The sequence below is a fragment of the Halomonas cerina genome, assembly GCF_014192215.1.
In the GTDB taxonomy this organism is placed as follows: domain Bacteria; phylum Pseudomonadota; class Gammaproteobacteria; order Pseudomonadales; family Halomonadaceae; genus Halomonas; species Halomonas cerina.
The window spans coordinates 60,074-73,121 of record NZ_JACHXP010000004.1; the positions used below are offsets into that span (position 1 = coordinate 60,074).

10 protein-coding genes are annotated in these 13,048 nt (G+C 66.9%); 2 read left to right on the forward strand and 8 right to left on the reverse strand.

Going from position 1 to position 13,048, the window contains the following annotated elements; genetic code table 11:
* The first annotated feature begins 35 nt into the window (after positions 1–35).
* Positions 36–2,483 carry an acyl-CoA dehydrogenase gene (locus FHR94_RS04955; RefSeq protein ID WP_183324522.1) on the forward strand — a complete coding sequence of 816 codons (2,448 nt, stop codon included), beginning with the start codon at positions 36–38 and terminating at the stop codon, positions 2,481–2,483.
* 64 nt (positions 2,484–2,547) lie between these two features.
* Here FHR94_RS04955 and FHR94_RS04960 read toward each other — a convergent pair whose 3' ends face one another.
* From FHR94_RS04960 to FHR94_RS04990, 7 genes are all read right to left on the reverse strand, one after another.
* The gene (locus FHR94_RS04960; RefSeq protein ID WP_183324523.1) at positions 2,548–4,410 is read right to left on the reverse strand and encodes an SLC13 family permease; all 1,863 of its coding nucleotides are present in this window, start codon (positions 4,408–4,410) and stop codon (positions 2,548–2,550) included.
* 88 nt (positions 4,411–4,498) lie between these two features.
* Positions 4,499–5,242 carry a putative 4-mercaptohistidine N1-methyltransferase gene (locus FHR94_RS04965; RefSeq protein ID WP_183324524.1) on the reverse strand — a complete coding sequence of 248 codons (744 nt, stop codon included), beginning with the start codon at positions 5,240–5,242 and terminating at the stop codon, positions 4,499–4,501.
* Positions 5,243–5,250: 8 nt separating this feature from the next.
* Positions 5,251–6,606, reverse strand: a complete 1,356-nt coding sequence (gene senA / locus FHR94_RS04970) for a selenoneine synthase SenA (RefSeq protein ID WP_183324525.1) — start codon at positions 6,604–6,606, stop codon at positions 5,251–5,253.
* A gap of 125 nt (positions 6,607–6,731) precedes the next feature.
* On the reverse strand, positions 6,732–7,292 hold the full coding sequence (locus FHR94_RS04975; RefSeq protein WP_183324526.1) for a carboxymuconolactone decarboxylase family protein: 561 nt from the start codon (positions 7,290–7,292) through the stop codon (positions 6,732–6,734).
* 10 nt (positions 7,293–7,302) lie between these two features.
* Entirely contained in the window at positions 7,303–8,631 is a 1,329-nt protein-coding gene (locus tag FHR94_RS04980; RefSeq protein ID WP_183324527.1) for an aspartate aminotransferase family protein, read from the reverse strand.
* Positions 8,632–8,747: 116 nt separating this feature from the next.
* Positions 8,748–9,725, reverse strand: a complete 978-nt coding sequence (locus FHR94_RS04985; protein WP_183324528.1) for an NADPH:quinone reductase — start codon at positions 9,723–9,725, stop codon at positions 8,748–8,750.
* Positions 9,726–9,801: 76 nt separating this feature from the next.
* Positions 9,802–10,374: a hypothetical protein gene (locus FHR94_RS04990; protein ID WP_183324529.1), complete on the reverse strand. Its 573-nt coding sequence runs from the start codon at positions 10,372–10,374 to the stop codon at positions 9,802–9,804.
* A 164-nt stretch (positions 10,375–10,538) separates the two neighbouring features.
* Here FHR94_RS04990 and FHR94_RS04995 point away from each other — a divergent pair, with 164 nt between their 5' ends.
* The gene (locus FHR94_RS04995) at positions 10,539–11,288 is read left to right on the forward strand and encodes a glycerophosphoryl diester phosphodiesterase (RefSeq protein WP_183324530.1); all 750 of its coding nucleotides are present in this window, start codon (positions 10,539–10,541) and stop codon (positions 11,286–11,288) included.
* Positions 11,289–11,297: 9 nt separating this feature from the next.
* Here the strand turns inward: FHR94_RS04995 and panP are convergent, their stop codons facing one another.
* The gene (panP, locus tag FHR94_RS05000) at positions 11,298–13,022 is read right to left on the reverse strand and encodes a pyridoxal-dependent aspartate 1-decarboxylase PanP (RefSeq protein WP_343064634.1); all 1,725 of its coding nucleotides are present in this window, start codon (positions 13,020–13,022) and stop codon (positions 11,298–11,300) included.
* Between the last annotated feature and the right edge of the window lie 26 nt (positions 13,023–13,048).

Consider the following 13,048-nt stretch of genomic DNA (forward strand, 5'->3'; position numbering starts at 1 on the left):
TCGAATGCTGCCACCATCCTCCGAGGGACGACCCCATGCTGACCCTGATCCTCTTCGTGCTGGCCGTGGCCGGGCTGCTCATCGTGATGCGTCGGGAGGCAGGTGCCCGGCCCGCGCTGGCCGTGACCGCGGGGCTCGGCCTCGTCGGTCTGGTCGCCGGCGCGGCAATCATCGGCACACTGCTGCTGATCGCCGCCGCGGCCATCGCCGCCTGTGGCCTACCCGTCCTGCGGCGCCGCTGGCTGAGTCCACGCCTTTTCCAACGCTTCAAGCGCGTTGCCCCCAAGGTCTCGGCCACCGAGCGTACCGCGCTGGAGGCCGGCAGCGTGGCCTGGGAAGGCGAACTCTTCAGCGGTCGCCCCGACTGGCAACGCCTGCTGGCCTTTCGCGACGAGGGCCTGAGCGAGCAGGAGCGGGCCTTTCTCGACCACCAGTGCCGTGTGGCCGCCGGCATGTGCAACACCTGGGACATCGCCCGGGAACGGGCCGACCTGCCCCAAGAGCTCTGGGACTACCTCAAGCACGAGCGCTTCTTCGGCATGATTATCCCCCGGGAATACGGCGGCCTGGGGTTTTCGGCCAAGGCCCAGTCGCGGGTACTGCAGAAACTCTCCATCAACGAGATGCTGATGGTCACCGTGGGCGTGCCCAACTCGCTGGGACCCGGCGAACTGCTGCTCAAGTACGGCACCCAGGCCCAGCAGGAGCACTACCTGCCGCGCCTGGCCGATGGTCGCGAGATCCCCTGCTTCGGTCTCACCGGTCCCCGGGCGGGGTCCGACGCCACGGCCCTGCCCGACACCGGCGTGGTGTGCAAGCGAGTGATCGATGGCGAGGAGGTCCTGGGGCTTACGCTCAATTTCGAGAAGCGCTGGATCACCCTGGCCCCCATCGCCACCGTCGTCGGTCTGGCCTTCCGCCTGTTCGACCCGGACCACCTGCTCGGCGACGAGGCCGACCGCGGCATCACCCTGGCGCTGCTTCCCCGCGATACCGAAGGCATGGAGCTCGGCCGCCGCCATCACCCCATCGGCAGTCCCTTCCTCAACGGCCCGATCCGGGGCAAGGACGTCTTCGTGCCGCTGTCCACCATCATCGGCGGCGAGGAGATGATCGGTCAGGGCTGGCGGATGCTGGTGGAGTGCCTATCGGTGGGCCGCTGCGTCACCCTGCCCTCCGGCGCCGCCGGTACCGCCGCCTACGCCCTGGGCTGGAGCGGCGGCTTCGCCCGGATCCGCCGACAGTTCAACGTGCCGGTGGCCGAGATGGAGGGCATCCAGGAACCCCTGGCCCGCATGACGGCCCTGACCTACATCGCCCAGGCCGCGGTCTACCAGACCGCCAACACCATCGACCATGGCGAGAAGCCGGCGATCCCCTCGGCGATCCTCAAGAGCCAGCTCACCGAGTTCCAGCGGTGGGTACTGGCCGACGCCATGGACATCCATGGCGGCAAGGCGGTGACCCTCGGACCGCGCAACTACCTCGGCATCGCCTACAGCGCCAACCCGGTGGCCATTACCGTCGAGGGCGCCAACATCATGACCCGCAACCTGATGATCTTCGGGCAGGGGGCGATCCGCTGCCACCCCTATGTGCTCGAGGAGCTGGCCGCCAAGGAGGCCGATGATCTCGAGGCCTTCGACGCCTCCGTCTTCCACCATGTCGCCCTGGTGCTGGGCAATGCCACCCGGGCACTGACCCAGGGACTCGGCCTCGGCCGACCCGATGTGCCCTTCGACGAGGTCGCGACCCCCTACGCCCGCGAGGTGGCCCGGCTGTCCGCCGGGTTCGGCCTCGCCACCGATGCCGCCATGGCGAGCCTCGGCTCGCGGCTCAAGCAGCGCGAGATGCTCTCGGCGCGCCTGGGTGACGTCCTCGCCAACCTCTACCTGGTCAGCATGGTGCTCAAGAGCTGGCATGAGGGCGACAAGGTCGAGGGCGAGGCGCCCCTGCTTCACTATGCCTGCCGCCTGCTGCTGGGTCGCGCCGAGCAGGCCTTCGACGAGCTGTTCGACAACCTGCCGCAGCGTCGCCTGGGACGGCTGCTGCGGGGGATCGTGATGCCCGCCGGCCGGCGCTGGAAACGTCCCCACGACGACCTGACCCGCGAGATCGCCCAGGCCGTGTCCCGGCAGACCCCGCTGCGTCGCAAGCTCATGGCCAACATCTGGACCACCGACGATGGTCCCCAGGACAACCCGCTGGCCCGCTATGAGGCCCTGCTGACCACCCAGGAACGCGCCGAGGCGCTCTATCGCACCATCGACAAGGCGCATGCCAAGGGCGAGTTGCCCGCCGAGGCACTGCATCCCGAGCAGCGAATAGAGGCCGCGCGCAAGGCCGGCATCCTCTCGGAAGACGATGCCACCTTCATGCGTGAACGGGAGGCCGAGGTGCTCGACATGCTGAGCGTCGACGACTTCGCCTACGACGCCTTCGTGCCCGACAAGAGCAAGGTGCTGCGCCACCATCCGGCCTGACCGGTGTCACCCACGCCAGCGCCCCGGCTTGGCCGGGGCGCTGCGGCGTGCCACGCCGTGGCAGCTACAACGGCCACACCAGCAGCACCATGGGAATCGCCACCACCATCACCACCAGCGAGAGCGGCAGCCCGAGCCTCCAGTAGTCGGCGAAGCGATAGCCACCGGGCCCCATCACCAGGGTATTGGACTGGTGGCCGATGGGCGTGAGAAAGGCACTGGAGGCGCTGATCGCCACCACCATCAGGAAGGGGTCGAGCGAGGCGTCGAAGCCCTCGGCGAGACTCGCCGCGATGGGCGCCATCAGCAGCGCCGCCGCGGCATTGTTGACCACATTGGAGAGCAGCAGACAGATCAAGAACAACCCCACCAGGGTAATCACCACCGGCCAGGCGTGGCCCAGCGTCAGCAGCCCCTCCGCAATCACCCCTGCCCCGCCGCTGGTTTCCAGGGCCTCACCCACCGGGATCATCGCCCCGAGCAGCACGATCACCGGTCCATCGATCGCCTGGTAGGCCTCTCGTAGCGGCAACACCCCGACCAGCAGCGAGACCAAGGCTGCACTGCTGAGGGCCACCGCCGCGGAGGCCAGGTCCATGACCATGGCCAGGATCGCCACGGCGAAGATCGCCACGGAGAGCAGCATCCGCCTCGGTTGGCCCAGGGTCAGGTTGCGGCTGGCCAGCGGCAGGCAACCCAAGGTGGTCAGGCTATCGCCGATTTCCCCCTCACCGCCCTGAAGCAGCAAGATGTCGCCGGCGCGAAAGCGGATGTCGCGTAGCCGCTGGTTAAGGCGTCCCCCGTCCCGGGCTACCGCCACCAGGTGCAGACCGAACTGGTTGTGCAGGCGCAATTGGGTCACGGTGCGGTTGATCATCATGGAATCGTTGCGCACCACCGCCTCCACCAGATGGAGGCCTTCGGTGTCCACCGAGGGACGCTTACTCTTGTCCTTGCCCTTGCCCTTGTCCCTGCTCTGCTCATCGTCGACGCCCGGTGCCTCGGCCGACTCGTCGCCCTCGAGGTCCTCCTCAGGCGGTGGTTCGGGGCCCACCACCAGCCCGGCCTTGTCCTCGAGCAGCTTCATCTCCTCGGGACCGGCTTCCACCATGAGGACGTCATCCTCCTGCAGGGTGCCATGGAAGGCGTGACCGGCATGGCGCGTCTCGCCGCGGATCACGGCCAGCACCGGAATGGTCTCCTCGACGGCCTTGTGCAGATCGCGCAGCGACCAGCCCGTCGCCTTGCCATCCTCGGGGACGCGCAGCTCCACCAGGTAGTGGGCGGTGTCGAACATCTCCTCGGTGGAGGCATTGCCCACGCGCTGGGGCACGAGATGCCGCCCCAGCAGGATGATGAACACCAGGCCGGCCACCGCCACGGAGGCGCCGACCGGGAAGAACGAGAACATGCCGAAGCTCTCGCCGGTCACCGAGCCGCGGTAGCTGGAGATGATGATGTTGGGCGGAGTACCGATCAGGGTCGTCAGGCCGCCGAGCAGCGAGCCGAAGGCCAGGGGCATGAGCAGCAGCGATGGCGGGCTATCGTGCTCCCGGGCCATGCGGATGGCCACCGGCAGCATCAAGGCCAGGGCCCCGACGTTGTTCATCACCCCGGAGAGGATCAGCACCGTCCCGGTGAGCACCAGCATCTGCAGGATCAGTCGATCGCCGACCCTGAGGGCCTGCTCGGCGATTAGGTCGACCAGCCCCGAACGCTCGAACCCCTTGCTCAGCACCAGTACCGCGGCGACGGTGATCACCGCCGGGTGGCCGAAGCCGAGAAAGGCCTCCTCGGCCGGTACCAGATCCAGCAGCACGGAAGCGAGCAGGGCCGCCAAGGCCACCAGGTCGTAGCGAAAACGCCCCCAGGCGAACGCTACCAGCGTCAACCCGAGCACCATGAACACCAGCGTACTGCCATGCATGCCGCGCCATCTCCTTATGTGGTCATCGCTACCTTCGGCACAACAGCCGTGGCAAGGAAGTCCAGTTGCTTCCCGCCGACAGGCATGGCTACACGATGCGCTGCCAGGCCGTCGCCTCGGCCACCGTGTGCTGGAACTTGCGTCGCGTCTCGCGGATCACGAAGGGCATGTCGACCGGCTCCTGGATCAGGGCGAAGTGAGGAGCGAGGATCTCGCGCATCCCGTCGAGCACGGTCACCGGCTCCCCGTTGCGCCGATAGCCACCGATCCAGTTCTCTCGCGGCGTGAAGGCCTCCATGAGGGTATAGGGCGAGCTGATCACCAGCACGCCCTCGTCGTCAAGGTAACGGTGGAGGGAGGCCAGAAAGGCACGGGGATCTTCCAGCCTGTCGATCAGGTTACCGGCGAAGATCAGGTCGTACCCGCGATGTTCTGGCCCCAGACGGCAGGCATCGCCGAGGGTGAACGTCACCCTGTCGACGACATCAACCAGGCCGATATCGCGAAGCGAGGCCAGCACCGATGAACCGAGCTCTCCCTGGTCCCTGAGAAAGTAGCTCACCTCGCCCCTTTGCCGCATCAGCCTGGCGCTCTCGATGAATCGCCGGGAGAGATCCACGCCGGTGACATGATCGAAGTCCTTCGCCAGTTCGAAGGTGCTGCGCCCCACGGCACAACCCAGGTCCAGCGCTGTCCGTTTCGGGCGCTGCCCCATCAGCTCGCGGCACAGGGCGGCACAGCGAGCCGGATAGTTGCCGACGCCGAAATACGTATCACCATAGTGGAAGGCCAGGTACTGATCGAGCAGTTCGTCCGATTCGTAGTCGTTCATGCCTCGGCTCACGGGGCGCAGGTGCGAAAACCGGTATAGACGTCGTTACGCTGAGGCAGATATGCCTGGCGATAGGTACCGCGGATCAGCGCCGCGGACGTGGCACAGCTCCCCCCGCGGGTGACCTTGTGGTCACCGAACTGCAGCGTCGACATGAAGGGGTAGACATCGACGGAAAAACCGTCATAGGGCAGGAACTGGTCCCGAGTCCATTCCCATACCGTGCCTAGCATCTGCCGGCAGCCAAAGGGGCTCTCCCCCTCGGGCATGGCAGTAACCGGCTGCTGCGCCATCCCCGTGGCATTCATGTCGACCTCCAGCGGATCGGCCTCGTCTCCCCAGGGAAAACGACGGAACGTCTCACCAGGACGATTGCCCAGGGCGGCGACCTCCCACTCCCGTTCGCTCGGCAGTCGTCGCCCCGCCCACCGGCAGTAGGCCTCCGCCTCCCAGTAGCTGACATGGGTGACGGGACACTCGGGGGAAAGGGGCCGCCACTGATCGAAGAGACGTTCCTGCCACTGCCCCTGATGGTGGCGCCAGTAGAGGGGATGACGCGGGGTACGCAGCAGAGGCTCGGAATGGCCGTGCACCAGCGCCACATCCACCTCGGTATCGAGCCACTTGCGTCCGCCGAAGGACCACAGTTCGCGACGCTCATACCCCCCATCCTCGATGAAGGCGAGGAACTCGGCATTGGAGACGAGGGTGCGCGAGATGTCGAAGGCCTCCAGTGTGACCGTGTGCCGCGGCTTCTCGTTGTCGAAGGCGAAGTCGCGGCTAGCGAATTCCGGGGAATCGGCGGGCATGCCCACGACGTAGGTGCCGGCCGGCACCCGGGCGTCGCCGAGCGGCCTCTCCGTCGCCCCCCCTTCTTCCAGTTGGCCGCCAGTCGGGCGCAGCGTGGTGCTGGGAGGGGGAGAATAGCCGACACTCTGACGACACCATGTCATGGATTCGATATGCATGTGCTGGTGGAAGATCGCGTAGCGATGCAGATAGCACGCCCAGGCCGTGAGCGGTCGGGTACGCAAACGTTCCCCGACGCGGTCATAGATCAGGTTGAAATAGCGGCGCGTGCCCTCCCGGTCGGGGAAGAGCTCCGCGCGCCAGCGATCGCGATGCGCGACGTAGAAGGAGTCCCAGAGATCATCCATGGCCGGATCGACGTGGGAAGACCGATCGAGCTCCTCGAGCACGAAGACCTCAAAGAAGAAGGCGGCGTGCCCCATTTCCCACAAGGGCGGATTGATGCCCGGGTGATAGGGTACGCTCAGTTGCTCCTCCGGCAGGCTATCGACCAGCACCAGTGTCCGCTCGCGCGCCGCTTCAAGTGCCTGCAGCAAGCTCTCTCTGGCGTCCATGGGCCTCCTTTGTCACATCGCATGCGTCCCTGCAGTACAACAGGAAAGTCAATAATTTCCAAGACAGCCCGGCCTGTCCCGATGCCCGGGCGAGGCGACTCCCGGTGCTTGGCACCGACCGAGCGCTAAGGCTCGGCAAACGGCAGGGGTGCCGTGCCGCGGCGTACCTCGAAGACATTGAGGGTCATCGCCACCAGGGCATAGTAGCCCAGCACCCCGACCAGCTCGACCACAGCGGGCTCGCCGAAGGCCGCCACGGCCTCGGCGTAGAGTGGTGCATCGACCCGCCGGGTGGTGTAGAGCGCCTGGCCCAGGCGATAGACAAGCGCCTCGTCGTCGCGCGCGAAGGCCGGTTCTTGCCCCGCCCGCAACGCCTCGATCACCGCCTCGGTGACCCCGGCCTCCCGGGCGATGGGTTCGTGAATCTGCCACTCTGCCTGGGACTGCCACCAGCTCGCGGTGAACAGGATCGCCAATTCCGTCAGGCGCGTCTCCAGACGGGTGCCGTAGCGACAGAAGGCGCCCAGCCGCTGGGCGTGATCGGCCAGCGCCGGGCTATGGATCCAGGCCAGGAAGGGGCCATCCAGGTTGCCACGGGGCCCACTCAGGATGGCCTCCAGCACGCGGCGCTGCTCGGGGGCCATACGAGACTCGTCCAGCGGGGTGAGACGTGATTCGATCGCCATGGGTCCCCCTTTAGTGATCGCCCATCACACGGGCCAGGGCGGTGTCCAGCTTGTCGACGAGCTCATCCAGGTGCGACTCCTCGAGGATGAACGGCGGTGCCAGCAGGATATGATCGCCTCGCTGCCCGTCGATGGTGCCGCCCATCGGATAGCACATCAGCCCCGCCTCCATGGCCGCACGCTTGATCGCCGCGTTCAGCTTTCGTGATGGCGCAAACGGTGTCTTGTCGGCCCGGTCCGCCACCAACTCGAGGCCCTGGAAGAGGCCGCGGCCCCGGATATCGCCCACATGAGGGTGGTCGCCAAAGCGGTCGAGCAGGCGTTCGCGCAGTCCCTCGCCCAGCCACCGGACCCGTGACAGCAGATCGCGCTCCTCGATGGCCCGCTGAACCGCCAGGGCGGCGGCACAGGCCGTGGCATGGCCGATATAGGTATGGCCGTGCTGGAAGAAGCCCGAGCCCTCGGCGATGGCCCGGCGGATGCGCTCACTGACCAGGGTCGCCCCGATGGGCTGATAGCCGCCGCCCAGGCCCTTGGCGATGGTGATCAGGTCGGCGCTGACCCCTTCCTGCTCGGCGGCGAACAGGCTGCCGGTGCGCCCCATGCCGCACATTACCTCGTCGAGGATCAGCAGTACGCCATGGCGATCGCAGACCTCGCGGACCCGCCGGAAGTAGCCCGGTACCGCCGGCACCGCGCCCAGGGTCGCCCCCACTACCGGCTCGGCGACGAAGGCCATCACCGACTCCGGCCCCAGCCGCAGGATCTCGTTCTCGAGTTCATGGGCCAGGCGCTCGCCGTAGGCCTCCGGCGTCTCGCCTGCCGCCTGCCCGCGGTAGGCATAACACGGGCTGACATGGCTCACCTCGACCAGCAGCGGCTCGAACTGCTGGCGCCGCCAGGCGTTACCGCCGGTCGCCAGCGCCCCCAGGGTATTGCCGTGATAGCTCTGGCGGCGCGCGATCAGGTGACGACGCTGGGGCTGGCCGATCTCGATGAAGTACTGCCGCGCCAGCTTCAGCGCCGCCTCCACCGCCTCGGAGCCTCCCGACACGAAATAGACCGACGATAGCCCCTCGGGGGCGCGCTCGACCAGGAAGTCGGCCAGCGTTTCCATGGGCTCATTGGTGAAGAAGGAGGTATGGGCATAGGCGAGCCGGCCGACCTGGTCGCGGATCGCCTCGATCACCTCGCCGTCGCTGTGGCCCAGGCAGGACACCGCGGCGCCCCCGCTGGCGTCCAGATAACGTCGCCCCTCGGCATCGACCAGGTAGGGGCCGTCGCCCTTCACGGCCGTGGGGTAGCGCTGCTTGAGGTGACGATGGAAGACGTGGCTCATGGGTGGCCTCCGGGGCACAAAGCGGGCATAGCACAGTACGCCCCTCGCAATTTGCCGTAAAACAGTTCATTCGTGGATAAGCGCAAGCGCATCCACCATGACATCACCGGCGAAGCCTATGGAATCAGAATAGTGGAACCGGTGGTACGGCGATTGGCCAGGGCCTCCTGGGCCGCGGCGGCGTCCTTGAGCGGATAACGCTGGGCGATGTCGACTTGGACCTTGCCGCTTTCCAGCATGGCGAAGAGATCATCGGCCATGGCCTCGAAGCGCTCACGGGTGTCGGCGTAACCGGCGAGGCTCGGGCGGGTGACGTAGAGCGAGCCCTTCTGGTTGAGGATGCCCAGATTGACCCCCTCCACCGGCCCGGAGGCGTTGCCGAAGCTGACCATCAGGCCGCGCTTCTTCAGGCAGTCCAGGGACGTCTCCCAGGTATCCTTGCCCACCGAGTCATAGACCACATCGCACATCGCACCATTGGTCAGCTCGCGGACCCGTTCGGCCACGTCCTCCTGCGTATAGTCGATGGTCGCCCAGGCGCCATTCTTCTCAGCAAGCGCCGCCTTCTCGGGTGAGCTCACCGTGCCGATCAGTTTCACGCCCAGCGCCTTGGCCCACTGGCAGGCGATGGAGCCCACGCCCCCGGCGGCGGCATGCCACAGGATGGTCTCGCCGCCCTGAAGCGCGTAGGTCTGGCGCAGCAGGTACTGCACGGTAAGTCCCTTGAGCATCGCCGCCGCGGCGGTCTCGCAGTCGATGCCCTCGGGCAGGCGGACCACCTTCTCCGCCGACAGGGTGTGCAGTTCGGCGTAGGCGCCCAGCGGCCCCTGGGCATAGGCGACCCGGTCACCCACGGCAAGGGACGAGACGCTCTCGCCCACGGCGTCCACCACCCCGGCGCCCTCGGTCCCCAGCCCCGAGGGCAAGGAGGCCACGGGATAGAGCCCGGTACGGAAGTAGATATCGATGAAGTTGAGGCCCACCGCCTCATTGCGGACCCGCACCTCGCCGGGGCCCGGCGCGGCGGGAGTGACATCGACGTATTCGAGGACCTCAGGCCCACCGGTACGGGCGAACTGGATACGCTTGGCCATGGCCATCTTCCCTCTGCGGCTTATGGAATGGAGGCCTAGTCAAGCGCTCCGCTCCGCAAGGGTCAAGTCGCGTGGCTCACAGCGTCGCCGGGAAGGCTTCCAGGCCACGGACGAAGCGTGCCTTGTAGTCGTCGAACAGGGCCCGATCCTGCTTGAACGACTGGACCACCGACGCCTCGTCGAAGGTCAGCGCCCGGGGCAGGTCATCAAGACCGGTGGCGGGATGCCGGGGCCCCAGCCCGATACGCACGTTTCCATGTCCCGCGAACCAGCGGGTGATGCCCGCCTCGCGGAAGCGCTGCTCCTGCTCGGCGTTCACGGCATCGATACGCAGCGGCGCCTTCTGCGCCAGCTCACGAATCAGCCGCTCGGCCGGACGCACGACACTGTCGGTTTCCAGTGCGGCCAGCAGCAGCACGGTCATGCTGCTAGCGGCCTCGTCCAGGACCAACAGGGCCAGCGCCACCGGCCGCGCGTCGTCATCGACCAGCGCCAGCACCCGGGCGGCCTCCTGCTTGACCAGCACCCCCAGCACCCCGGCGAAGGTCACCAAGGGGGCGATGCCCGCCTGGTGCCCATAGGTCTCGGCGCACAAGCGGGCCAGACAGGCCTCGCGCTGTGCCTCGTTCTTGATGTTCACGACTCGCATCGACGGATCCCCTTTGTCGCCTGGCGCCCGGCCCACGGCCGGGAACGAAACCGCGCAGCCTAGCATATTCGCCGCCGCGTCTCCCGATCACTGCCCGGTGTTCGCCGGCGCACCGGGGCGCTAGGCTAGAGACGCTCTCGCCTGCCCGACGACAAGGACGCCCCATGCCCCATCCCGAGATCGCCCTGCCCCGCCTGATCGCCCACCGTGGCCTGTCCGCCCGAGCCCCGGAAAACACCCTGACGGCAGTGCGGGCCGCCCATGAGGCCGGCTGTCGCTGGGTCGAACTCGACGTCCAGTTGCTTGGCGACGGCACGCCGGTGATCTGGCACGACCGGGACGTGAAGCGCTGCTCGAACGGGCGCGGCAGGCTGGCGACCCTGTCGCTGGCCGGGGCGAAGCGGCTGGATGCAGGCGGCTGGTTCGCCTCGGCCTTCGCCGGCGAGCCGATGGCCACCCTGGAGGAGATGCTGGCGCTGCTGGTGGAGCGAGGCATGGGGGTCAATCTCGAGCTCAAGGTCAATCGCGGCCATGATCCGACCACCCTGGCCGAGGTGGTGGTGCCGACGGTGCTGGCCGCCCTGCCCCCCGAGCAACGCCTGCTCTCCTCCTTCGATGCCCAGGCCCTGGCCCGCAGCCGGGCCCTGGCCGGGCCGGAGCAGCTGGCGCTTGGCGTGCTGTTCAAGCGGATCCCCGATGACTGGGCCGAGCGCTGTCGGGCCGTCGCGGCCTATAGCGTGCATGCCGACTGGCGCTACCTGCGCGAGACGCGCGCCCGGTCCATGAAGGCCGCCGGTGTCGCGATGCTGTGCTATACGGTCAATGACATCGAAGTCTTTGAACGGCTCGGGCGCTGGGGCATCGACGGCGTCTTCAGCGACGACCCCGGCAGGCTCGTCGACCAGGGGGCATGAGCCGTCCCCTCAGCGCCGCTCGCCCGACCGCGCCTTGCCGTGCTCGGTGTCCAGGAGCTGCTTCAACTCGGCGAAGTCGGCGCTCTCCAGGGTCTCCCCGGCGATCTGCCGCTGCTCCTCGATGAGCTCCCGCAGTACCTGGTCGGTGGTCAGGGGATTGGCCAGCACGACCCGGAAGACCGTGATGGCCTGACCGCCATAGTGCGCCGGGGTCAGTCGGGTTCGCGACACGAAGGCATTGCCCCGCTCGCGTTGTGTCTTCTGAATGGACTGCGTCATGCGGTTCAGGGCATCGTTGATCCGCTGGCGCAGCGCGTTGTCGGCTTCGCCCAGCAACGCCTGAAGGCCGGTGGGCGCCCAGCGATAGGTGAGGATGTTGAGTTCCGGTTCGGTAATCAGCTCGAAGTCATCGAGCACCGCGATCCGGTCGGCGAAGCGTCGCGCCAGCTGAATGCCATTGTCGATCAGCATCGCATAGCCCTGACGACCAATGATCTTCAGCGCCGACTGCACCAGCATCGCCATGCCGGGACGAGAGCCTTCCAGGGTGGTGCTGCCCAGATCCTTGGATCCCTGCCGAATGATGTACTGGGCATGATGCTCGATGCTGCCGAGCGCGGACGGCTCGCGGAACAGCACCATGCCCGCCCCCATCGGTACATAGAGCTGCTTGTGTGCGTCGATGGTGACGGAGTCGGCCCGCTCGATGCCGGCGAGGCGCGGGCGATAGCGGTCGGAGAACAGCGTCGGGCCGCCCCAGGCGGCATCCACGTGGAAGTGAATCCCCTGCTCCGCGGCGATGTCGGCCAGGCTGTCCAGCGGATCGATGTTGCCGGTCTCGGTCGTGCCGGCGATACCGACCAGCGCGAAGGGGCGTATCCGCTGTCGTTTGAGCCGCTTCAGCGTGGCGATCAGGGCGTCGGGCCGGACTCGGTTGTAAGCGTCCGTCTCGACGGCGATCATCTGATCGCGTCCGATCCCCAGCACATCGGCCGCCTTGGCAAGCGAGTAGTGGCCGCGCTCCGAGACCAATACCGCGGCGCCGTCACAATCATAGTGACGCATGGCGCCGAAAACGCCGCTGCGGCCGATGCCCGGAAATTCGCCGTCGGGACCGAAGGTCCGGTTTCGGGCGGCCCAGAGCGCGGTAATGTTGGCGACGGTCCCCCCGGAGCAGAAGGCACCGAGGCGATTCTCGCTGTGATGCAGCCAATGGTCGTAAAAATCATCGGACTGCCCGTAGATCAGGCGATGCAGCATGCCCAGCACCTGACGCTCCAGCGGCGTGAAGGCCTTGGAGGTTTCGGTCTTCACCAGGTTCTGGTTCAGCGCGATCATGATCTTCGACAGCGGGATCATGAAGTAGGGCAGCGCCGACGTCATGTGGCCGACGAAGTTGGGCGAGGCGGTATGCACGGATTGCGCGACCACCTTGTCGAGCAGGAACCGGGTCTGTTCGGAAACGAATACGGGAGCTTCAGGGATCTCGGTATCGTGGAAGTCTCGCTCGATGATGGCCAGGTCGGTCTCTTCCGCGACGATGTGCTCCTGCAGGAAGCCAGCAAGATTCGCCGAAATATCCCGGTCCAGACGGTTCAGCGTCGACCCGGGTGCTTCCGGAACGGTGAAGATCCTCATCAGATTTTCCCAACTGCTTTCGGCGACCTTTGATTGCTTACCCATGGAACCCTGTTGCCTCTGGAGGACGAAAGCGCGGTGGACTATCGGCTCCATCGGCCACTACACCGCCGCGCCATGGA

Coding starts and splice junctions, on each gene's coding strand:
- FHR94_RS04955 (WP_183324522.1), top strand. CDS start 36: ATGCTGACCCTGATCCTCTTCGTGCTGGCCGTGGCCGGGCTGCTCATC.
- FHR94_RS04960 (WP_183324523.1), bottom strand. CDS start 4,410: ATGCATGGCAGTACGCTGGTGTTCATGGTGCTCGGGTTGACGCTGGTA.
- FHR94_RS04965 (WP_183324524.1), bottom strand. CDS start 5,242: ATGAACGACTACGAATCGGACGAACTGCTCGATCAGTACCTGGCCTTC.
- senA (WP_183324525.1), bottom strand. CDS start 6,606: ATGGACGCCAGAGAGAGCTTGCTGCAGGCACTTGAAGCGGCGCGCGAG.
- FHR94_RS04975 (WP_183324526.1), bottom strand. CDS start 7,292: ATGGCGATCGAATCACGTCTCACCCCGCTGGACGAGTCTCGTATGGCC.
- FHR94_RS04980 (WP_183324527.1), bottom strand. CDS start 8,631: ATGAGCCACGTCTTCCATCGTCACCTCAAGCAGCGCTACCCCACGGCC.
- FHR94_RS04985 (WP_183324528.1), bottom strand. CDS start 9,725: ATGGCCAAGCGTATCCAGTTCGCCCGTACCGGTGGGCCTGAGGTCCTC.
- FHR94_RS04990 (WP_183324529.1), bottom strand. CDS start 10,374: ATGCGAGTCGTGAACATCAAGAACGAGGCACAGCGCGAGGCCTGTCTG.
- FHR94_RS04995 (WP_183324530.1), top strand. CDS start 10,539: ATGCCCCATCCCGAGATCGCCCTGCCCCGCCTGATCGCCCACCGTGGC.
- panP (WP_343064634.1), bottom strand. CDS start 13,022: ATGGAGCCGATAGTCCACCGCGCTTTCGTCCTCCAGAGGCAACAGGGT.